Raw genomic sequence first — 19,122 nt, 5'->3', positions numbered from 1 at the left:
TGCTATCATGCGACATGTTTAGTTGTTCATAGTGAAGGAAACCCATGCTCACCATAGGATGCCATCTTTCTGTTGCCCAGGGTTTTGCGGCCATGGGGCGCACCGCGCTCTCTCTTGAGGCCAACACGTTCGCGTTCTTCACCCGCAACCCGCGGGGCGGTAGCGTGCGCGCCCTCGACGAGGACGACGTTGCAAAGCTGCGCCGCCTTATGGACGAGAACGGTTTCGGCAAGCTTGTGGCCCACGCCCCCTACACCTACAACCTCTGTTCCGCCAAGGAGCGGGCGCGCGCGTTTGCGCTTGAGGCCATGGCCGAGGACCTCCGCCGCATGGAGGCGCTGCCGGGCATGTACTACAACTTCCATCCCGGTGCGCACGTGGGGCAGGGTGCGGAACGCGGCATCGAGCTCATCGCCTGCGGGCTGTGCCAGGTGATGGAGCCCGATCAGACGACGCGGGTGCTCCTCGAGACCATGGCGGGCAAGGGTACCGAAGTGGGCCGCACGTTTGAGGAGCTTGCCGTCATCATCGCGCGGGTGGAGGAAGCCCGCCCCGAGCTCGCGGGGCTTCTCGGTGTCTGCCTCGATACCTGCCATGTGAGCGACGCCGGCTACGACATCGTCCACGACCTCGACGGGGTGCTCGAGACGTTCGATGAGGTGGTGGGCCTCGATCGGCTTTGCGCGGTGCACCTCAACGACTCGCTCAACCCGTGCGGCGCGCACAAGGACCGTCATGCGCGGCTGGGCGAGGGCTATCTCGGGAGCGAGGAGCTGGGCGGGGGTTGGGACGTCCTGCGTGCGGTGGTGACGCACCCGGCGCTCGCGGGCCTGCCCTTCATCTTGGAGACGCCCAACGAGTTAGATGGCTACGCGCGCGAGATCGCGACCATGCGCGGTCTTGCGGATCGAGCTGAAACGCGCGCTGCGGAGGGCACCCGCTAGGCGAGAAGCCCCGCCTCATCCTTAGCGGTGAGGATGCGGAGCACGCTTTTGTCGACACGCTCCTCGGTGAGGGTTCCCGCATGCACGGCGTCGAGCACGCCCTGGTAGGCGGCGCGCAGGTCGGCGGGCATGAGCAGCATGTCGCCGCCCGCTTGGAAGAAGCGCACGGCCGCGTCTGCGGGGCTGTAATTCTGCGTGATGGCGCCCATGGCGAACGAGTCGGAGATGACGATCCCCTCGAAGCCCAGGTCGCCGCGAAGCACGTCGGTCATCATGATGGGCGAGAGCGAGGCGGGGAGCCCGTCGCCCGCGAAGTTGGGCGTCTCGATATGGCCCACCATCACAAAGGGGCAGCCGCTCTCGATGGCGGCGCGGAACGGCGCGAACTCGCATGCCTCGATGTCGACGCGCAGGCGCTCCGCGTAGACGGCGCCCGTGTGCGAGTCCCCCGCGGTGTCGCCGTGGCCGGGGAAGTGCTTCACGCAGGGCAGGGTGCCCGTCTCGCGCATGGCCTCCACCTCGGCGGCGACCATCGACGCCACGAGCGACGGGTCCGCGCCGAAGGACCGTGCGCCGATGGCGGTGTTGCTGGGGTTGGTGAGGACGTCGGCATCCGGGGCGAAGTCGACGTTGAAGCCGATGTCGTGCAGATAGGTGCCGATGGCCGTGCCCACCGCGGCCGCTTGGGCGGGGTCGCCCGTGGCGCCGATATCGGCCATGTTGGGAAAACGGGGCACGTCGAAGAGGCCCGAGTTGGCGATGCGGGCGACAAGCGGGCCTCCCTCCTCGTCCACGCCGAGGAAGGGCGCGATGCCGGCGCCCGCGTCCCGGCAGAGTGCGGCGGTGCCGCTCAGCAGGTCCCGCACCTGCTGAGCGCTCTCGAGGTTCTGCGAGAAGTAGACGAGGCCGCCCACGGGGATCTGCGCGAGGGCGTCTGCCGTGAGGGTGCCGGCGACCGTCGCCACCGACGCCCCCGTGAGCCCCTCGGGGGTGACGAAGAAGAGCTGGGCGACCTTCTGCTCGAGGGTCATGCGGGCGAGCGCCTTCTCGGCGGGCGTCGGCTCCGGATCCGGATTCTCGACGACGGGGGAGGAGCCGGGGCGGTCCGTGATCTCGGGCGCGTCGGCGATGCCGGGCGCCTCGAGCGCGGCGTCGCAGCCGGAGAGCAGCGCGACGCCCATGACGCCGGCGGCGACGGCGTGGCGGCGTGAGATGACGATGCGGTCCATAAGGTCCCCTTCCCCGAGGCAAATGTCCCCTTACGCTCTCATAACGCTTCTAACGGGACAAGGGCATCAACATATCGTTGCTCCTCCCGTTCGCGGGGCGCTAGAGCGCGCTGCGGTAGATGGCGCGCGCGTCCTCGAGCGTGAGCTTCCGGAACGTGCCGAAGCGCTCGCCGCGGGTGACGCGCAGGCCCTCCAGAAGGCGGTCTATGTCCTCTTCGGTCACACCGAGCTCACCCAGGGTACGGGGCATGCCGAGCGAGACGAAGAAGTCCTGCACCTCGTCGATGGCGCAGGTCACGGCGTCGTGCACGGCGCGCTCGGGCGTGATCTCCTCATCGATGCCGGCAAGGTCGTCGTCCGCCGGATCGACCGGCTCGATGCCAAAGACCTCGTAGGCGAACGCGAGGAAGCGCTCCGGGTGCGCGGTCCAGACGTAGCGCATCCATGCGGGGAAGATGACCGCAAGGCCCGCTCCGTGGGTGATGCGCGTGTCGAGGGCGGAGAGCTCGTGCTCCATGCCGTGGCACGTCCAGTCGCCGTCGCGGGCGCCGGGCACGTTGAGACCGCAGCCGGCGATGCCGTTGTGGGCGAGCGTCCCCACCCACATCAGGTTGGCGCGCGCATCGTAATCGGCGGGGTCGGCCATGACGCGCGGGGCGGCCTCCATGGCGGCGCGGATGAGGCCGCAGGCGATGTGGTCGGTCACCGGCACGCCCTTCTCGCCGGAGAAGAAGCGCTCCATCACATGGCTGATCATGTCCGTGATGCCCGCGGCGGTCTGATAGGAGGGCAGGGTAAACGTGAGCTCGGGGTCCATGATGGCGAGTGCGGGGCGGTTGAGGTCGGTGTTGACGCCGCACTTCATGCCGAGCTCGTCGTTAGAGATGACACAGGAGTCGGACGCCTCGGAGCCGGATGCGGGGATGGTGAGCACGCTGGCGACGGGGAGGGCGGCGGCGGGCACGGCGCGCTTGCAGAAGAAGTCCCAGACGTCGCCATCGTAGGGGACGCCGAGGGCGATGGCCTTGGCGGTGTCGATGACCGAGCCGCCCCCGAGCGCGACGATCGCGTCGACCCCTTCCGCATCCCGTGCAAGCTCGATGCCCGTGCGGACGAGCCCGACCTCGGGGTTGGGGCGCGCGCCGCCGAGTTCGCGGTAGGCGATTCCCGCGGCGTCAAGCGAGGTGCGCACGCGGTCGAGCGTGCCGGTGCGCACGACCGAGCCCTGCCCGTAGACGAGCAGCACGCGGGCGAATCCCGCCTCGGAGAGCGCGGAGCCAGTGCGGTCGCAGGCACCGCGCCCAAAGACGAAGCGGGTGGGAGAGTAGAAGTTGAAGTCGTTCATCGGTTCCTCCTTCAGAGGGCGGCTGAATTGAACAGCGCTCGGGTGACGGATAAGAAGATACCCCATGCGGCGCGTCAGGCGACGATGGCAAGGTCGCGCAGATCATCGAGGGGGATGGTCGCGTCCACTATCGTGATGGTCCTCAAGATGAGGTCGATGCGCGCCACGCACCCCGTGCGCTCCACATAGGCGTCGCCGTCGTAGTACACCGCGCGCACCACATCGCCGCGGCGCACCTCGCGGGCGACGGCGGAAAGCTCGCGCGCCTCCTCCTCGGTGAGCTCGTGGCGCGGCTCGGGCACGCGCTCCTTGGTGCGCAGGAGGTCGTAGTAGCCCCTCAGAGCGGCAAACGGCATGAACTGCGCGGCGCGATCCGCGCGCGGTCGTTTAGGCATGATGGCCCCCCACCTGCTCGTTGCGCTCCCGGGCGGTGCCCGCCTCGGTGAGGCTGATACCGCGGACGAGGGCGTTTTTCCCAAACTTGCTCTTTACCGCGATGACGGCGCTCGCGAGGTCGTGCTCGCGCGCGTCCGCCTCCGTATCGGTGAAGAGGTCGACCGTGGCGAACTCCTCGGGCATGAGGTTGCCAAGACCGACGTTGATGCGCCTGATGGGGCGCGCCGGGTCGACGGTCTCCCGCCACAGGCGCTCGAAATGTGCGAGGAGCTTCTTGCGCGAGTTGGTGTGCTCGCCGATCTTGCGCGACCCTCCGGCGGACGCCGCTGGGTCCCGCCGGTCCAGGCGCCGGGTGCCGTGCTCGCCGCGAAAGAGGTCGGGCTGCCTCGCCTGCGCGCCGCCCGCGTCCGCCGCCGCGCCGCCGTAGGCGTAGCCCACCATGAGCGAGATGTGGCCGGCAACCTCGCCGCGCTCCACGAGCTCGAGCGCCGAGGCGTCCACCATCTCGCGCAGCACGAGCAGCGCCTCATCGTGGCAATAGTCGCGCGGGAGCACCTGGCCGTTGACGTAGGAGCTTTCCTCGGGGCGGTAGGCCTGGATGTCGGCTATGGTCACCGGCTCACGCCCGAAGGCGTGGTCGATGAGGTACTCGGCATTGACGCCGAACTCGCGGTACAGGATTTCCTCGTCGAGCGCCGCCACGCCCATGAGGTCGTATACGTGGTAGGCAGCGAGGCGCCGGGCGATGCCGGGCCCGATGCCCCAGATGTCCGTGATGGGCCGGTGCGGCCAGATCTCGTGCCTGAAGCCCTCCTCGTCGAGCATGCCGATGCCGTCCGGCACATGCTTGGCGGTGATGTCGAGCGCCACCTTGGCGAGAAAGAGGTTGGGGCCGATTCCCGCCGTCGCACATATGGAGAACCGGTCGCGCACGCGGCCCATGAGCAGCTCGGCGAAGGCGCGCGCGGAGAGACCGTAGCGCGTGAGATAGGGCGTCGCGTCGATGAAGCACTCGTCGATGGAGTAGGGGTGGATGTCGGCGGGGCTCACGTACTCCAGGTAGGTTCCGTAGATGTCGGCGGAGACTTCCATATAGTGGCGCATGCGCGGCCGCGCCATGATGGTGGTGGCGAGGATGTTCTCGGGTATCTCGAATACGCGGCAGCGGTTGCGGACGCCGAGCGCCTTGAGCGCAGGCGTTACGGCAAGGCAGATGGTGGTGCTGCCGCGCGCGGGGTCTGCCACCACCAGGTTGGTGGTAAACGGGTCGAGCCCGCGGTCGGCGCATTCGACGCTCGCGTAGAACGTTTTGAGGTCGATGCAGAGGTAGGTGCGCGCGGCGCCCGCGCCTTCTGGCGCAACAGGGGCGGGGACGGGGAGAAACGGGGCCTCGGTCACGGTGCACCTCCTAACATGAAACGTATGTTCGATAGTATGACGTACGGACCCATCCGTCAAGTGGCAATGACGGTGTCCGCGCCGCGCCGCTGCGCTAAGATAGCAATAGCTATGTCGCGGGGTGGTGGACCCTGCGCAAGGCAGCAGAGACCCGTTGCAAAGGGAGGATCCCATGTCCTGTGTTCCCGCACCGATCGATGCCACTCAGACCCCTGCCTGGGCGGCGCTCAAGAACCATTACGATGCCCTGCAGAGGGAGGGCATCAGCCTTAAAAGCTGGTTCGCCTCAGACTCCGCCCGCGTGGAGAAGCTTACCTTTGACGTGAACGATCTGCGCTTCGACCTCTCCAAGAACCTGGTGACCGATGAGACGGTCCAGCTCCTGTGCGACCTTGCGCGCGCCGTCAACCTCGAGGAACGCCGCGACCAGATGTATGCTGGCGTGCACATCAACACCACCGAGGACCGCGCCGTGCTGCACACCGCGCTCCGCCGTCCGGCGGAGGAGGCCGGCACCATCATGGTCGACGGCCAGGACGCCGTGGCGGATGTCCGCCACGAGCTCGACCGCATGTACGCCTTTGCCGAGAAGGTCCGCTCCGGCGAGTGGAAGGGTGTTACGGGCAAGCGCATCGAGCATCTCGTCTCCATCGGCATCGGCGGCTCCGACCTCGGCCCGGTCATGGTCTACGAGGCCCTCAAGCCCTTTGCGGACGCCGGCATCGATTGCCGCTACATCTCCAACATCGACCCCAATGACATGGCCGAGAAAGTCAAGGGCCTCGACCCCGAGACCACGCTCGTGATCATCGTCTCCAAGACGTTCACCACGCTCGAGACCCTCACCAACGCGCGCGAGGTCAAGGCGTGGATGCTCGAGCACCTGAAAGAGCAGGGCGCCATCGACGGGTCCGATGCGCAGAACGCCGAGGCCATCGCCAAGCACTTCGTCGCCGTCTCCACGGCGCTCGACCTGGTGGCCGACTTCGGCATCGACCCCGAGAACGCCTTTGGCTTCTGGAACTGGGTCGGCGGCCGCTACTCCGTCGACTCCGCCGTGGGCCTCTCGCTCATCGTCGTGTACGGTCCCGAGCGCTTTGAGGAGTTCCTCGCTGGCTTCCACGCCATCGACGAGTACTTCCAGAACACCCCGCTCGAGCAGAACGCCGTTGCGCTCATGGGCCTCATCAACGTGTGGTACCGCAACTTCTTCGGTGTGGCGAGCCACGCGGTGCTGCCCTACAACCAGTATCTGCACCGCTTCCCGGCTTACCTCCAGCAGCTCACCATGGAGTCCAACGGCAAGCAGGTCCGTTGGGACGGCACGCCGGTTACCTGCGATACGGGCGAGATCTTCTGGGGCGAACCCGGCACCAACGGCCAGCACGCCTTCTACCAGCTCATCCACCAGGGCACGGCCATGATTCCGGCCGATTTCATCGCCTTCGTGAACACCGAGAACCCCGCGACCGACGGCGGCCAGGATGTGCACGAGCTGTTCCTCGGCAACTTCCTCGCCCAGACCAAGGCGCTCGCTTTCGGCAAGACCGCCGACGAGGTCCGTGCCGAGGGCACGCCCGAGGAGATCGTCCCGGCGCGCGTCTTTACCGGCAACCGCCCGACGACCTCGATCTTCGGCGACCGCCTGACCGCGTTCTCGCTCGGTGAGCTCATCGCCGTCTACGAGCACATCACCTTCGTCGAGGGCACCGTGTGGGGCATCGACTCCTACGACCAGTGGGGCGTCGAGCTCGGCAAGCAGCTCGCCAAGCAGATCACCCCGGCCTTCCACGACGACGCGGCGCTGGCCGATCAGGACGCCTCCACCAAGTCGCTCATCGAGTTCTATCGCGCGCACCGCAAGTAAGGTGGTTCGGCATCTCGTATGAGGCATTCCGGCGGCGGCATCCTTTGGGTGCCGCCGCCTTATTGTTGTGCGCTGAGCGTTCTATGAAAAGCGCGGGTAAGCTCTCGCCCGTACGGCGCCCGGATGCTTTCCGGCGTGGTACCATGGCCCTCGTGTGAAAGCTCGCGACGAAAAGGAAGGCCATGGCAATCAAGGCGATCGCGCTCGATATTGACGGAACGCTTACCAACGACGAGAAGGTCGTGACCCCGCGCACCAAGGAGGCGCTGTTTGCCGCCCAGCGTGCGGGCATCCGCGTCATCCTCGCCTCGGGGCGCCCGGTGCAGGGCCTGCGCGCGCTTGCTCGCGAGCTTGAGCTCGACCGCTACCACGGCCTGCTTGTCGCCTTCAACGGTGCGCACGTGGTAGATGCCGAGACCGACGAGGTCCTCTTTGACCAGCCCATGGCGGTGGAGGACATGCGCGCGCTTCTCGACCACCTGCGCGACTTCGACGTCATCCCGTGGGTGACGGAGGGCGAGCACCTCTACGTTGAGGACGCCTACCGCTGCGAGATTCTCCACAAGGGTCGCCCCATCAACATCGTCAAGTACGAGCGCGACGCGTGCGACCTCAAGATCTGCGAGGTGCGCGATCTTGCCGAGGTGCTCGACCATCCGCAAGACAAGATCCTGACCGCCGGCACGGATACCTACCTCGCCACCCATTGGGAGGAGATGTACGCACCCTTCCGCGACCGGCTCTCCGGCATGTTCACGGCGGACTTCTACTTTGAGTTCATGGCGCCCGGCATCAACAAGGCGCATGCCCTTGCCGGCGCGCTTCCCAAGCTCGGCATCGACGCCACTGAGGTCGCGGCGTTTGGCGACGGTCAGAACGACGCGGCCATGATCGCATGGGCGGGCACGGGCGTTGCCATGGCGAACGCCATCGACGAGACCAAGGCGGTTGCCGACATGGTCACCGCTTCCAACAACGAGGACGGCATCGCACTCGCCCTCGAGAAGATTCTGGGGTAGGGCATGAGAGACGACTTTCCGTTTGCCGCTGTCATCTTCGACATGGACGGCGTGATCGTCGACACGGAGCGCTATTACTGGGACGAGCTGCGCATCTTTGCGGACGGCCTGGGTATCGATGTGACCGATGAGGAGCTCGACGCGCAGGTCGGCCAGTCCACGCAGGCGTTTTTGCGCATGCTCGTCGACTGGTACGAGCGCGCAGGTCGAGGTCGTATGACCGTTGACGAGGCGTCCCGCACCTATGACGCATGGGCCCAGACGCAGGAGTGCGACTACGCTGCGCTGCTGAACCCGGGCGTGCACGAGGGCATCGCCGGCCTCAAGGAGCGCGGGGTGCGCGTGGCGCTCGCCTCGTCGTCGCCTCTCGACAACATCCGCACGGTGCTGGCGGCGTGCGGGCTTTCTGACGCGTTCGAAGTGATTGTCTCGGGTGTGGACTTCACCGAGAGCAAGCCCGACCCCGACATCTACCTCCATACGCTCGCCAAGCTCGGCCTCCCTGCCAAGGCGTGCTGCTGCATCGAGGACTCGGTCCCGGGCATCACCGCCGGCAAGCGCGCCGGTCTCACCGTGTTCGCCAAGCGCGAGGAGCGCTTCGGCTTCTCACAGGACGCGGCGGACGCCATCATCGACCGCGTGGACGACATCCTGGAGGCGGCGCCGCGCCTGTTCGGGTAGCTGCTGTTCCTGCAGGCAGGTTGCCTGCTAACTGAGGTTTAGAAGAGATGCGCTCGTTGCGGCGATGATGCTGCCGAGCGCCTCTTGCGATGTGCCGCGAATCTCTGCGATGGCTGCAAGCGCTCGTGTGAGGGAGGCCTCGAGGGCGTCTGCGCTGTAGGGGGCGTCGAGCCCCGGCGGGGCGTCCGTTTCAAGCAGAAGCCTGCCTTCCGGCAGCTGCCGGGCGTACTCGCGCCCGCGCTTGCTTTTGAGCATGTGCTCGCTTACCGAGAAGTAACAGCCGAGCCGCCGCGCCCGGGCAAACTCCTCAGAGCTTCCGCTGAACCAATGGAAGATCACCGATGTGCCGGGGCGCGCATCCACTCCCGCAACGCCCGTGCGCTCGAGGATATCGAGCGCTGTCGTTGCGGCGTGGATAGCGTGGACGGATATGACGCGGTGGGGGAGCGGGTGTTTTGCGATAGCGCGGCAGATGCCCTCGAACGCGGCGATCTGCAGCTCCTGCGTGTTGCCCCCGCGGCGCCCAAAGTCGAGTCCCACCTCACCTATATAGGCGAGCTCGCCCGCAAGCTCTGCCGTGAGGTCGGCGTCGGCGGCGCCGCACCGGCCGTCGGCGAGCCACCAGGGGTGCAGGCCCGCGCCCACGCGCACGTTGGTGTGCGCGCCGAGGCGCTCTTGGGCCGCGAGCGTGTCAGCAGGGGTAACCGGCGTGTCGAAAATGGCGATGCCGTGCGCCGCCGCGTCGCGCGCGACCTCGTCCGCGTTACTCATGCGGTCGAGGTGGCAGTGCATGTCCACAAGGCGCCAGGTCATGGCTCTCACACGCCCTGGACGAGGTTGCGGATAACGTGTCCCGCGATCATCTGCCCCATGATGGGCGGCAGGTACGAGGCGGTGCCGAGGGTGGGGCGCTGGCCCTCGCTCAGTGAGTCGGTGGCATCTGCGTCTTCTGCGCCTGTTACCGGCAGCGCACGCGGTTTCTCAAAGGACGAGAGCACCGTGAGATGTCGGATGCCGCGGCGGCGACACTCTTTGCGCACGATGCGCGCGAGCGGGTCGTGCGAGGTCTGCGCGATGTCGCAGATGCGGAGCTTCTCGGGGTCGAGTTTGTTCGCTCCACCCATGCTGGCGATAAGCGGCGTTGCGGTCCGCTCCGCCCACTCGGCGATAGCGAGCTTGGCCGAGACGGTGTCGATCGCGTCAACCACGTAGTCGATACGTCCGACACCGGCAAGCGCCTCGGCAAAGAGACCCTCGACGTCGTCTGCGCGCACAAACCGGTCGAGCTCGATCACCCGTGCGACGGGGTTGATGGCGTGCACAAGTTCTGCGGTCACCTCGACCTTGCGACGGCCGACGGTTGTGGTGTAGGCGATGGCCTGCCGATTGATGTTGGAGGGTGCAACCGCGTCGCCGTCGACCACGACGAGTGTGCCTACGCCGCCGCGCGCGAGCGCCTCGATGCAGTTGGAGCCCACGCCTCCGCAGCCGAGGACCATGACGGTCGAGGCGGCGAGACCCGCGAGCCCGGGAGCACCCCATACAAGCTCGAGGCGCGAGGTGGGTGTCTCATGGGCATCCGTCGATAGCGGCGTCTCACCCTGCTCAAGATTCATGACCGGCCCTTTCGGTTGCAGTTTCTGGCATTGTAACGCACCGGGTTTTGTCCGCACGACATGAGAACATACGAACACACGTTCAGCTGACGGATTTAGTTCTGATGGGAGGTATCACTTTTGTAAATGGCCATTGACTTATGCTATCAATAGGGATGGATATGAAGTACCGCATGCTACGGAAGCGCATTCGAGACCTTGCTCGCAAACAGGGTTTGCCAGTGATTTGGAGCGAGGGCTCCAGTCACGCGAAAGTTTCGGTTGGTGGACGGACGACGACCATACCTCGGCATAACGAGGTGAATGAGATTACGGCTCGGGCGATTCTTACGTATCTGTTCGGAGGTAACGATGGCAATTGATGTTACGGCGCGCGTTACGAGGTCAAATGGCTGGTGGGCGATTTCTGTCCCCGAGATTCCCGGTCTGTTCACGCAGGCGAAGAGGCTTGATCAGGTCGAGCGGATGGTCTTGGATGCTGCCTCCCTGTTGAACAAGGATGTCTCGCATGTCGAGGTGGTTCCCGTCTTGGACGAGGACGCCCAGATAATGTTGCGGGAACTGGGGGAGACGCGTGCGAAAGCCGAAGCGCTACAAAAAGAATCCTCTGACATGACCAAAAGGGCTATCAGGTTGTTTCAGGCGGAAGGATTGACGCTGAGAGATATCGCCTCGTTGATCGGGCTCTCGCCCCAGCGCGTATCGGTCATTGCGAGAGAGGGATAGTCTTCTGCGAGGAGGGTCCGCATCAGCCTCTGGTTTCGTGATGGAGACAGCCGGGCGCACTCGCGTTTGCGCGCGCTACCTGAGAGTATGGTGCGGAGCAAAAGAGTGCGGGAGCGCGTGTGCGCCGCCGGCGGATGCTAACTGGCTGGGTGCGCGTGTGCGGTCCCGTGCAGTAGGACAAGGAGTTTCAATGGCAGAGTTCATCTACCAGATGTACCAGGCGCGTAAGGCCCATGGTGACAAGGTCATCCTGGACGACGTGACCTTGAGCTTCTACCCGGGCGCCAAGATCGGCGTCGTGGGTCCCAACGGTATGGGCAAGTCGACGCTCTTGAAGATCATGGCGGGCATCGAGGAAGTTTCCAACGGCGAGGCGCGCCTCACGCCCGGCTACACCGTTGGCATCCTCGAGCAGGAGCCTCCGCTCGATGACGACAAGACCGTGATCGAGAACGTGCGCATGGCTTTTGGCGACCTGCTGGCAAAGGTGGACCGCTTCAATCAGATCGGTGAGGAGATGGCCGCGCCCGACGCGGACTTTGACGCCCTCATGGCCGAGATGGGCAAGCTCCAGGATGAGATCGATGCAGCCGACGGCTGGGATATCGACTCAAAGCTCGGCCAGGCGATGGACGCGCTCCAGCTGCCCGACTCCGACATGCCGGTCTCGGTCCTCTCCGGAGGCGAGCGCCGTCGCGTGGCGCTCTGCAAGCTGCTGCTCGAGGCTCCCGACCTGCTGCTGCTCGACGAGCCCACCAACCACCTCGACGCGGAGTCGGTGCTGTGGCTCGAGCACTTCCTCAAGAACTACCCCGGCGCCGTGCTCGCCGTCACGCACGACCGCTACTTCCTCGATAACGTGGCGGAGTGGATCTGCGAGGTCGACCGCGGGCACCTCTACCCCTACAAGGGCAACTACTCCACCTATCTCGAGACCAAGGCGGCCCGCATCGCCGCTCAGGGCCAGCGCGACGCCAAGCTCGCCAAGCGCATGGCCTCCGAGCTCGAGTGGGTGCGCTCTTCCCCTAAGGCCCGTCAGGCCAAGAACAAGGCGCGCCTCGCCCGCTACGAGGAGATGGAGGCGGAGGCGCGCGCGAGCCAGAAGCTCGACTGGACGGACATCCGCATCCCCGTGGGCCCGCGCCTGGGCGCCAAAGTGCTCGAGGTCGAGCACCTGCACAAGGAGTTCGATGGCCGCGTGCTCATCGACGACCTCAGCTTCACGCTGCCGCGTGCCGGCATCGTGGGCGTCATCGGCCCCAACGGCGTGGGCAAGTCGACGCTCTTCAAGATGATCATCGGCGAGGAGGAGCCCACGAGCGGCTCCATCACGCTCGGCGAGACCGTGAAGATCTCCTACGTCGACCAGAACCGCGCCGGCATCGATCCTGACAAGACGCTCTGGGAGGTCGTCTCGGGCGGCACCGACAAGATGCTCGTGGGCGAGACCGAGGTCCCGAGCCGCGCCTATGTGGCGAGCTTCGGCTTCAAGGGGTCCGACCAGCAGAAGCGCGCCGGCGTGCTCTCCGGCGGCGAGCGCAACCGCCTGAACCTCGCCCTCACGCTCAAGCAGGGAGGCAACCTCCTGCTGCTCGACGAGCCGACGAACGACCTCGACGTCGAGACGCTCTCGTCGCTCGAGGCGGCGCTTCTCGAGTTTCCGGGGTGCTCGGTGGTGATCAGCCACGACCGCATGTTCCTCGACCGCGTGGCGACCCACATCCTCGCATGGGAAGGCACCGACGAGAACCCGGGTAACTGGTACTGGTTCGAGGGTAACTTCGCCGCCTATCAGGAGAACCGCGTGGCGCGTCTTGGCGAGGACGCCGCGCAGCCGCACCGCATCCACCGCAAGCTCACGCGCGACTAGGATGCGACGGCGGAGGTGGCACTGCGTCGTTGTGGATGCCGCGGCCGTTTCGATGGGCGCGGCGAGCACGGCTGTCCGGTGCCTCGTGGCGCCCATTGCGCCGCCTTGCCATGGAACCCCGCGCGCATGTGGGTAGCAAATACTACTAAATGAAGTCAGAGACGGGCCCGTCGGCAAGTGTCGGCGGGCCCTGTGCTATTCTGGCAGCAATTTTCCTTTTAGTACTCCGGTGAGGGGAGAGACAATGGCGGAGAAGGTTCTTCTGGGTTCGCTCGAGGCGGGCGGTACCAAGATGGTGTGCGCCACGGGCTATGCGGACGGCACGATCGTCGAGCGCGGGCGCTTCGACACGACCACACCCGAGGAGACGGTGCGCGCGTGCGCCGACTGGTTTGCCGAGCGGGGCGTGGCGGCGCTCGGCGTGGGCGCCTTCGGCCCCACGGCGGTCGATCCGGCGTCGCCGCGTTACGGTCAGATCCTCACCACTCCCAAGCTCGCGTGGCGCGACTTCGATCTGCTCGGTACGCTCAAGAGCCGCTTCGACATTCCCATGGGGTACGACACGGACGTCAACATCGCCTGCTTGGGTGAGGTCACGTTCGGCTGCGCCCAGGGGCTCGAGGACGTCTGCTACCTCACCATCGGCACCGGCGTGGGCGCCGGCGTCATGGTGGGCGGCAAGCTCATCCACGGCATGATGCACCCCGAGAGCGGCCACGTCCTGCTCACGCGCGACCCGCGCGACCCTATGCCCGAGGGTGAGTCGGGCTGCCCGTTCCACGCCAACTGCCTCGAGGGCCTCATCGCCGGTCCGGGCGTGGCGAAGCGCTGGGGCGGCGTGCGGGCGAGCGAGCTCGCGACCGACGACTTCGCCATGGACCTTCTGGGCGGCTACCTCGGCCAGGCCCTCATGGACTTCATCCTCTGCTATGCGCCCAAGAAGATCATCATCGGCGGCGGCGTGGCGGACCACACGCCCATCGTCCAGGTGGCCCGCAAGAAGGTGGCCGAGTACCTCAACAACTACCTGGTGACGCCCGAGATGGACGACCTGGATAACTACATCGTCAACAACTCGCTCGAGGGCAACCAGGGAATCCTCGGCGGCCTCGAGCTCGCGCGCCGCGCACTGGAGGCATAGCTCGCAGCGTCGTGCGTCGCGAGCGCTCTGCGCGGCGTCTCACGGCGATGGAACATGGCTCCCCCGTGCGGCGGGCGCGGGGGAGCAGATGAAAAAACCGTTCTTACGATCGCGGGAAGGATGATCGTAAGAACGGTTTTCCCGTAGCGGGGCTTGCCGGAGGTGCGGGCGGCGCGCTAATCGTCGTGCTCGACCGAGGCGACCGCCCACGCGGCGCCGTCTGCCGAGACGGCCTTGGCGCCGCGGCGCTTGATGGTAACGAGGACCTCGCGGCGTGCGCCCTCGCGGATGTAGGCGACGGGGAAGGTTGCGCGGGAGCGGGCGCCGACCAGGGTGCCGTTGAGACGGGCGATGTCGAAGTACGAGCTCAAGATCCCGAGCACGTCTGCCCCGTAGGGGAGGAGGTGCGTGAGGGCGAGCAGGAGGTCGCCGGGGCAGTAGACCTCACGGGCAAAGTCGAGCGGGTAGTCTGCCGCGGGCGGCTCCGGCGTCGCCGTGACGGATGCTGCGGGCTCGGATGCGGATACGGGTGCGGGCTGGGGGGCCGGTCGGAGCGCCGGCTCGGGCGCGGGCTGAGGGGTCGGTGCGCCATCGGCGGCGCTGCCCTCGCCGGTGGCCGGCGCGCCCTGGGTGCTGTCTGCCGTCGGGGCGGCCTCTACCGCTGCGGCGCCGGCCTCTGCCGGGTCGTCGGCAGCCGATGCCGGCTCGTCCTCAGTCGGGTCGTACACGATGGTGAGCGAGATGCGGGGCTCCGGCTCAGGCGGCTGCGGCTGCCCGGGCTCCGGTGAGGCGCCGTCTTCTGCCGCATCGGTGTTGGCGGCGGCAGCCTCGGCGACAGCAACGGGCTCCGGTTCGTCCTCGGCGCGTCCCTCGGGCTCCGGCTCGATGGGGGACGCCTGCTCGGGGGCGGTACCGCCCGGCGCTGACACCGCGTCCTCGTGGGACGCGGTTTCGGCTGCCGTTTCGGGCGTGATCTCAGCCCTGGTTTCGGCTTCCGCCTCGGCGGCAGCGGTCTCAATCTCCGTCTCCGCCTCCGCCGCGGGTGCTGTCTCGGCTGGGGCCTCGGGTTCGGGGCGCTTCACGCGGCGCGGCTTTACGGCACGGAGCGTCTTGTCCGCCTTCTTGCGCTTCCACGACTTGCCGCCCGCCTTCGCCGCATCCTTGGGCGCGTCGCCGGCGGCGAGCGCCTCGTCCCAGGCGGGCTGTGCGATCACCGTCGCGTAGATGCGGTTTCCCTTGAATACCTTGAGGGAGATGAAGTCGTCCAGCTCTTCCAGCAGCTCGCGCGTGGTCGCAAAGCCCAGGTCGGCCGCCTCGAAGTGCTCGGCGGCGAGCGCTTCCTCAACGGCGGGCAGAAACGTCTGCTTGCCGGCGCCGAGGGCGTCGCGCAAAAGCCGGTAGAGGTAGATATGGTTGCCCGGCGTCAACGCCGGGGTCTGCGCGCGTGTGCTCATGGGTGTCCCTTCGCCAGTTGTCCGTGCTCCATCTTAGCATCAGCGCGCCCCGGCTGGGGACCGACGCCCGCCCCGCACGGGGCCCGTCGCGCGGGACAGCGCGGCGTCGGGCCTAGGACGCGGCGGACGCGCCGCCCGTGCCGGTGCCGCCGGTCGTGCCCGTTCCCGAGGTGGAGGAGTCGGAGGACGTGCCCGTCGAGTCGCCCGTCGGGCCCTCGTTGCCCGTGCCTGTACCTGAGCTGCCGCCTGTCGTGTCTCCGGTGCTGCCCGTCGCGTTGTTGCCCGTACCCGTGCCTCCTGTATCTGGTGTGGTCGGCGTCGTTGCCGCGCCGCCGTCGCCTGTGGTGCCGGTTGCGGAAGAGGGGGTTTCGGGCGAGACTGCCTCGGTATCGGGGCCGCTATCGTCTGCGGGGGCGCTGTTGGTGCCGGTGCCGGTAGTCGGCGCCACCGACGAGGCGTCTTCCACCGTCGCCGGCGCGAAGAGCGACGTCGTCTTGGTGCCGATGCCCGCGCCCGCGGTGGTGAGCAGGATGACCGCGGCGCAGAGCGCGACGGCCGCGACGGCGACGGCGGCGGAGAACGCGACGACCTTGTGCTGGGTCGCGGCGCGCTCCGCGGCTGCGCGGGCCTGCAGCTTGCGCGGCGCCACGCGCGCCCCGCGCACCGGCGTATCGCCTGCCGTCTGCGTCATCGGCATCACGCGGGTGGCGTCATCAGTCGGAGCCCCCGTCGCCTGCGTCCCGCGTCGCGCACCCGGCAGGACCTCGTCGCGCACGACCGCCCCGCCCCGCTTGAGCTTCTCGGCGCTCGCATCCAGAAAGCGGCGGTAGAGCTGCGAGGAGACGACGGTCACAACCGAGCTCACCGCCGCGCCGATGACCGAGCCGCCGATACCGATGTGCGAGGCGAGCACCATCGAGGTGGCTGCCGCCGCCGCGCCGGCGATGATCTGCGCGAGCGAGATCCCCTCGAAGAGTCCGGGCTTCTCCCGGGGGATGAGCTGGGTGTTGCCGATGGAGCTGGCCTGCGTGGCCGCGGGCGTATCGCCATCTGCGCGCGGGACTACCCGCGTGCGCTGCCGGTCAAGGTCGGTATATGAAGACGCCATGTTCTGAAACCTCCGCTCATGGCTGTGATGTGCATCGTTGCGCGCGTGCCCCACGGTAGCGCGCGGCGGCGCTCCCGTGCGGGGCGTATCGCTGATTTCACAGAGGTCTTACCCGCACGGCGGGATGCCCGCGCATGTCCGCGCCAGACGGTACAATATCCTCAGAAGAAATCGGGCGCCGCACCTTCGCGCGCGGCGCCTTGTGCGCACGGCGAGAGGGGTTCATATGGAGGAGCTGTACGAGACCGGGGCGGCGGGGCTCGGGGCGAGCGTGTGCCATGAGCGGGCAGGGGACGGGTTCTTCCGCATCGCCGCCGCCAGCCCTAAGATCCGCGTGGCCGATGTCGAGGGCAACGCCGAGGCCGTGCTCGCCGAGGTGCGCCGTGCGGCAGAGGCCGGTGTGGGCGCCCTCGTGCTGCCCGAGCTCACGCTTACCGGCTACACCTGTGCGGACCTCTTTTTCGATCGCGTGCTTTTGCGTTCGTGCGAACGCGCCTTGGAGCGCATCCTTACCGAGACGCGCGAGCTGCCCCTCCTCTTTACCGTGGGCCTGCCCGTCCCCTGCGGCGAGGCCCTCTACAACTGCGCCGCTGTGTGCTGCGCGGGTCGGCTCCTCGGTCTCACCGTAAAGAGCAATCTGCCTAACTACAGCGAGTTCTACGAGCGCCGTTGGTTCACGCCGGCACCGGTAAACCCGGTGAGGTTCGTCTCGTTCGCCGGGCAGGATGGCGTGCCGGTCGGCGCGCGCATCGTTTACCGGTGCGCCGACGCCGGCATGGAGGACGTGCGTATAGGCGTCGAGATCTGCGAGGACCTCTGGGTGGCCGCCCCGCCCTCGACCGACATGGCGACCGTGCAGGGCGCGACCATCATCTTGAACCTGTCCGCCTCGGACGAGATCATCGGTAAGTCCGCCTACCGGCGCGAACTCGTGCGCACACAGAGCGCTCGGCTCTTCTGCGCCTACGCCTACGCCGATGCGAGCGAGGGCGAGTCCACGACTGACCTCGTGTTCGCCGGCGAGAACCTCGTGGCGGAAAACGGCAGCCTGCTGGCGCAGACCCCGCTTTTCTCCTGCGCGGCGGCGGTGGCCGACGTCGACCTCGACCGCCTCATGGCGGAGCGGCGGCGCACCACCACCTGGCAGCGTCCGGCCTTTGCCCGCGGCGGCATGCAGGAGGTGCACTTCTCCTTTGCGGGGGCCTGCGGAGCGGCGGGGGAGGGCGTCGAGGGCGAGGCTGCGGCTCGGTGCGGGGCGGCTGATTCCGCTGAAGGCACGCTCGCGACGCCCGCGCTCATGCGCGATGCCCTTGCGATCGATCGCGTCTTTCCGCCCGCGCCGTTTGTGCCGGCCGATGCCGGCGACCTCGCCGAGCGCTGCGAGGAGATCTTGAACCTGCAGGCCCACGGCCTCGCCACGCGCTTAGGCCACACCGGCACCAAGCGCGCCGTCATCGGGCTCTCGGGCGGGCTCGACTCCACCCTCGCGCTGCTCGTGACGGTGCGCGCCTTCGACCTCACCGGGCTCGACCGCACGGGCATCACCGCGGTGTCCATGCCGGGCTTCGGCACCACGACGCGCACTAAGACCAACGCCCAGACGCTCGCGGAGTCCCTCGGCGTCGATTTTCGCGAGATTTCGATTCACAAGGCGGTCGAGCAGCATTTCGCGGATATCGGGCACGACCCCGCCGTCACCGACGTCACCTACGAGAACAGCCAGGCGCGCGAGCGCACGCAGATTCTCATGGACCTCGCCAACAGCCGGGGCGGCTTCGTCATCGGCACGGGGGACCTCTCCGAGCTCGCCCTCGGGTGGGCGACCTACAACGGCGACCATATGAGCATGTACGCCGTCAACGCGAGCGTGCCCAAGACCCTCGTGCGCCATCTGATGGACTACGCCGCAGGGGCCTTTGGCGGCACGATCGAGGCGACCCTGCGCGACATCCTCGCCACGCCGGTGTCGCCCGAGCTTCTGCCGCCCACGGGCGACGGCGAGATCGCGCAGCGGACCGAGGACCTCGTGGGTCCCTATGAGCTGCATGATTACTTCCTGTACTACCTGCTGCGCTTTGGCTTTGCGCCGGGCAAGATCTTCCGTATGGCGTGCCGCTCGTTTGCGGGCGCGTACGACCGGGAGACGATCCTCGCCTGGCTCCGCGTGTTCTACCGGCGCTTCTTCGCGCAGCAGTTCAAGCGGAGCTGCCTGCCGGACGGTCCCAAGGTGGGCTCGGTCACGCTTTCGCCCCGCGGCGACTGGCGCATGCCGAGCGACGCCTCGGCTCGTATCTGGCTCGCCGAGATCGACCGCCTTGCATAGCCAAG

16 protein-coding genes are annotated in these 19,122 nt (G+C 67.3%); 8 read left to right on the top strand and 8 right to left on the bottom strand.

Features of this window, described 5'->3' with window-relative positions; all coding sequences use genetic code 11:
* Positions 1-44: 44 nt before the first annotated feature.
* The gene (locus tag B5F70_RS04240) at positions 45-944 is read left to right on the top strand and encodes a deoxyribonuclease IV (protein WP_087204328.1); all 900 of its coding nucleotides are present in this window, start codon (positions 45-47) and stop codon (positions 942-944) included.
* On the opposite strand, the gene B5F70_RS04235 is transcribed toward B5F70_RS04240, so the two are convergent.
* From B5F70_RS04235 to B5F70_RS04220, 4 genes are all read right to left on the bottom strand, one after another.
* Positions 941-2,173 carry a glycoside hydrolase family 3 protein gene (locus B5F70_RS04235; RefSeq protein WP_087204327.1) on the bottom strand — a complete coding sequence of 411 codons (1,233 nt, stop codon included), beginning with the start codon at positions 2,171-2,173 and terminating at the stop codon, positions 941-943. The two genes, B5F70_RS04240 and B5F70_RS04235, sit on opposite strands and share 4 nt — an antisense overlap.
* Positions 2,174-2,273: 100 nt before the next feature.
* Positions 2,274-3,518 (bottom strand): iron-containing alcohol dehydrogenase, encoded by a 1,245-nt coding sequence (locus tag B5F70_RS04230; RefSeq protein ID WP_087204326.1) that lies wholly within the window; start codon positions 3,516-3,518, stop codon positions 2,274-2,276.
* 74 nt (positions 3,519-3,592) lie between these two features.
* Positions 3,593-3,913 (bottom strand): hypothetical protein, encoded by a 321-nt coding sequence (locus B5F70_RS04225; protein WP_087204325.1) that lies wholly within the window; start codon positions 3,911-3,913, stop codon positions 3,593-3,595.
* On the bottom strand, positions 3,906-5,234 hold the full coding sequence (locus B5F70_RS04220) for a DNA repair protein (protein WP_241145905.1): 1,329 nt from the start codon (positions 5,232-5,234) through the stop codon (positions 3,906-3,908). The genes B5F70_RS04225 and B5F70_RS04220 overlap by 8 nt, the downstream gene beginning before the upstream one ends.
* Before the next feature lie 250 nt (positions 5,235-5,484).
* Between B5F70_RS04220 and pgi the strand changes: the two genes are divergently transcribed.
* The 3 genes from pgi (at position 5,485) to B5F70_RS04205 (ending at position 8,879) form a co-directional block, all read left to right on the top strand.
* A complete protein-coding gene (gene pgi / locus B5F70_RS04215) occupies positions 5,485-7,179 on the top strand; it encodes a glucose-6-phosphate isomerase (RefSeq protein ID WP_087204323.1) in 1,695 nt (564 codons plus the stop codon).
* Positions 7,180-7,361: 182 nt separating this feature from the next.
* Complete coding sequence (locus B5F70_RS04210; protein WP_087204322.1) at positions 7,362-8,198, top strand: Cof-type HAD-IIB family hydrolase; 837 nt, start codon at positions 7,362-7,364, stop codon at positions 8,196-8,198.
* A gap of 3 nt (positions 8,199-8,201) precedes the next feature.
* Entirely contained in the window at positions 8,202-8,879 is a 678-nt protein-coding gene (locus B5F70_RS04205) for an HAD family phosphatase (RefSeq protein WP_087204321.1), read from the top strand.
* A 27-nt stretch (positions 8,880-8,906) separates the two neighbouring features.
* Here the strand turns inward: B5F70_RS04205 and B5F70_RS04200 are convergent, their stop codons facing one another.
* Together B5F70_RS04200 and B5F70_RS04195 are read right to left on the bottom strand one after the other, a co-directional pair.
* Positions 8,907-9,692: a TatD family hydrolase gene (locus B5F70_RS04200; protein ID WP_087204320.1), complete on the bottom strand. Its 786-nt coding sequence runs from the start codon at positions 9,690-9,692 to the stop codon at positions 8,907-8,909.
* A 5-nt stretch (positions 9,693-9,697) separates the two neighbouring features.
* A complete protein-coding gene (locus B5F70_RS04195; protein ID WP_087204319.1) occupies positions 9,698-10,495 on the bottom strand; it encodes a tRNA threonylcarbamoyladenosine dehydratase in 798 nt (265 codons plus the stop codon).
* A 351-nt stretch (positions 10,496-10,846) separates the two neighbouring features.
* On the opposite strand from B5F70_RS04195, the gene B5F70_RS04185 reads away from it, so the two are divergent.
* The 3 genes from B5F70_RS04185 (at position 10,847) to B5F70_RS04175 (ending at position 14,232) form a co-directional block, all read left to right on the top strand.
* Complete coding sequence (locus tag B5F70_RS04185; RefSeq protein WP_087204317.1) at positions 10,847-11,221, top strand: hypothetical protein; 375 nt, start codon at positions 10,847-10,849, stop codon at positions 11,219-11,221.
* A 190-nt stretch (positions 11,222-11,411) separates the two neighbouring features.
* Positions 11,412-13,091 (top strand): energy-dependent translational throttle protein EttA, encoded by a 1,680-nt coding sequence (gene ettA, locus B5F70_RS04180; protein ID WP_087204316.1) that lies wholly within the window; start codon positions 11,412-11,414, stop codon positions 13,089-13,091.
* 244 nt (positions 13,092-13,335) lie between these two features.
* The gene (locus B5F70_RS04175; protein WP_087204315.1) at positions 13,336-14,232 is read left to right on the top strand and encodes an ROK family protein; all 897 of its coding nucleotides are present in this window, start codon (positions 13,336-13,338) and stop codon (positions 14,230-14,232) included.
* Positions 14,233-14,408: 176 nt separating this feature from the next.
* Here B5F70_RS04175 and B5F70_RS04170 read toward each other — a convergent pair whose 3' ends face one another.
* Together B5F70_RS04170 and B5F70_RS04165 are read right to left on the bottom strand one after the other, a co-directional pair.
* Positions 14,409-15,686, bottom strand: a complete 1,278-nt coding sequence (locus B5F70_RS04170; protein WP_087204314.1) for a hypothetical protein — start codon at positions 15,684-15,686, stop codon at positions 14,409-14,411.
* Between the two features lie 112 nt (positions 15,687-15,798).
* Positions 15,799-16,794: a hypothetical protein gene (locus B5F70_RS04165; protein ID WP_087204313.1), complete on the bottom strand. Its 996-nt coding sequence runs from the start codon at positions 16,792-16,794 to the stop codon at positions 15,799-15,801.
* Between the two features lie 226 nt (positions 16,795-17,020).
* Here B5F70_RS04165 and B5F70_RS04160 point away from each other — a divergent pair, with 226 nt between their 5' ends.
* Entirely contained in the window at positions 17,021-19,117 is a 2,097-nt protein-coding gene (locus tag B5F70_RS04160) for an NAD(+) synthase (protein ID WP_087204312.1), read from the top strand.
* Positions 19,118-19,122: the final 5 nt, after the last annotated feature.

Source organism: Collinsella sp. An268, from assembly GCF_002159765.1.
GTDB lineage: Bacteria > Actinomycetota > Coriobacteriia > Coriobacteriales > Coriobacteriaceae > Coprousia.
Note: the sequence above shows the minus strand (reverse complement) of the source record. Positions and strands in the feature narration are given on the sequence as shown.

Bases quoted from the DNA above. Each gene is read 5' to 3' on its own strand.
- B5F70_RS04195 (WP_087204319.1), bottom strand. From the start codon at position 10,495: ATGAATCTTGAGCAGGGTGAGACGCCGCTATCGACGGATGCCCATGAG.
- B5F70_RS04230 (WP_087204326.1), bottom strand. From the start codon at position 3,518: ATGAACGACTTCAACTTCTACTCTCCCACCCGCTTCGTCTTTGGGCGC.
- B5F70_RS04235 (WP_087204327.1), bottom strand. From the start codon at position 2,173: ATGGACCGCATCGTCATCTCACGCCGCCACGCCGTCGCCGCCGGCGTC.
- B5F70_RS04160 (WP_087204312.1), top strand. From the start codon at position 17,021: ATGGAGGAGCTGTACGAGACCGGGGCGGCGGGGCTCGGGGCGAGCGTG.
- pgi (WP_087204323.1), top strand. From the start codon at position 5,485: ATGTCCTGTGTTCCCGCACCGATCGATGCCACTCAGACCCCTGCCTGG.
- B5F70_RS04240 (WP_087204328.1), top strand. From the start codon at position 45: ATGCTCACCATAGGATGCCATCTTTCTGTTGCCCAGGGTTTTGCGGCC.
- B5F70_RS04185 (WP_087204317.1), top strand. From the start codon at position 10,847: ATGGCAATTGATGTTACGGCGCGCGTTACGAGGTCAAATGGCTGGTGG.
- ettA (WP_087204316.1), top strand. From the start codon at position 11,412: ATGGCAGAGTTCATCTACCAGATGTACCAGGCGCGTAAGGCCCATGGT.
- B5F70_RS04205 (WP_087204321.1), top strand. From the start codon at position 8,202: ATGAGAGACGACTTTCCGTTTGCCGCTGTCATCTTCGACATGGACGGC.
- B5F70_RS04210 (WP_087204322.1), top strand. From the start codon at position 7,362: ATGGCAATCAAGGCGATCGCGCTCGATATTGACGGAACGCTTACCAAC.
- B5F70_RS04165 (WP_087204313.1), bottom strand. From the start codon at position 16,794: ATGGCGTCTTCATATACCGACCTTGACCGGCAGCGCACGCGGGTAGTC.
- B5F70_RS04175 (WP_087204315.1), top strand. From the start codon at position 13,336: ATGGCGGAGAAGGTTCTTCTGGGTTCGCTCGAGGCGGGCGGTACCAAG.
- B5F70_RS04200 (WP_087204320.1), bottom strand. From the start codon at position 9,692: ATGACCTGGCGCCTTGTGGACATGCACTGCCACCTCGACCGCATGAGT.
- B5F70_RS04225 (WP_087204325.1), bottom strand. From the start codon at position 3,913: ATGCCTAAACGACCGCGCGCGGATCGCGCCGCGCAGTTCATGCCGTTT.
- B5F70_RS04170 (WP_087204314.1), bottom strand. From the start codon at position 15,686: ATGAGCACACGCGCGCAGACCCCGGCGTTGACGCCGGGCAACCATATC.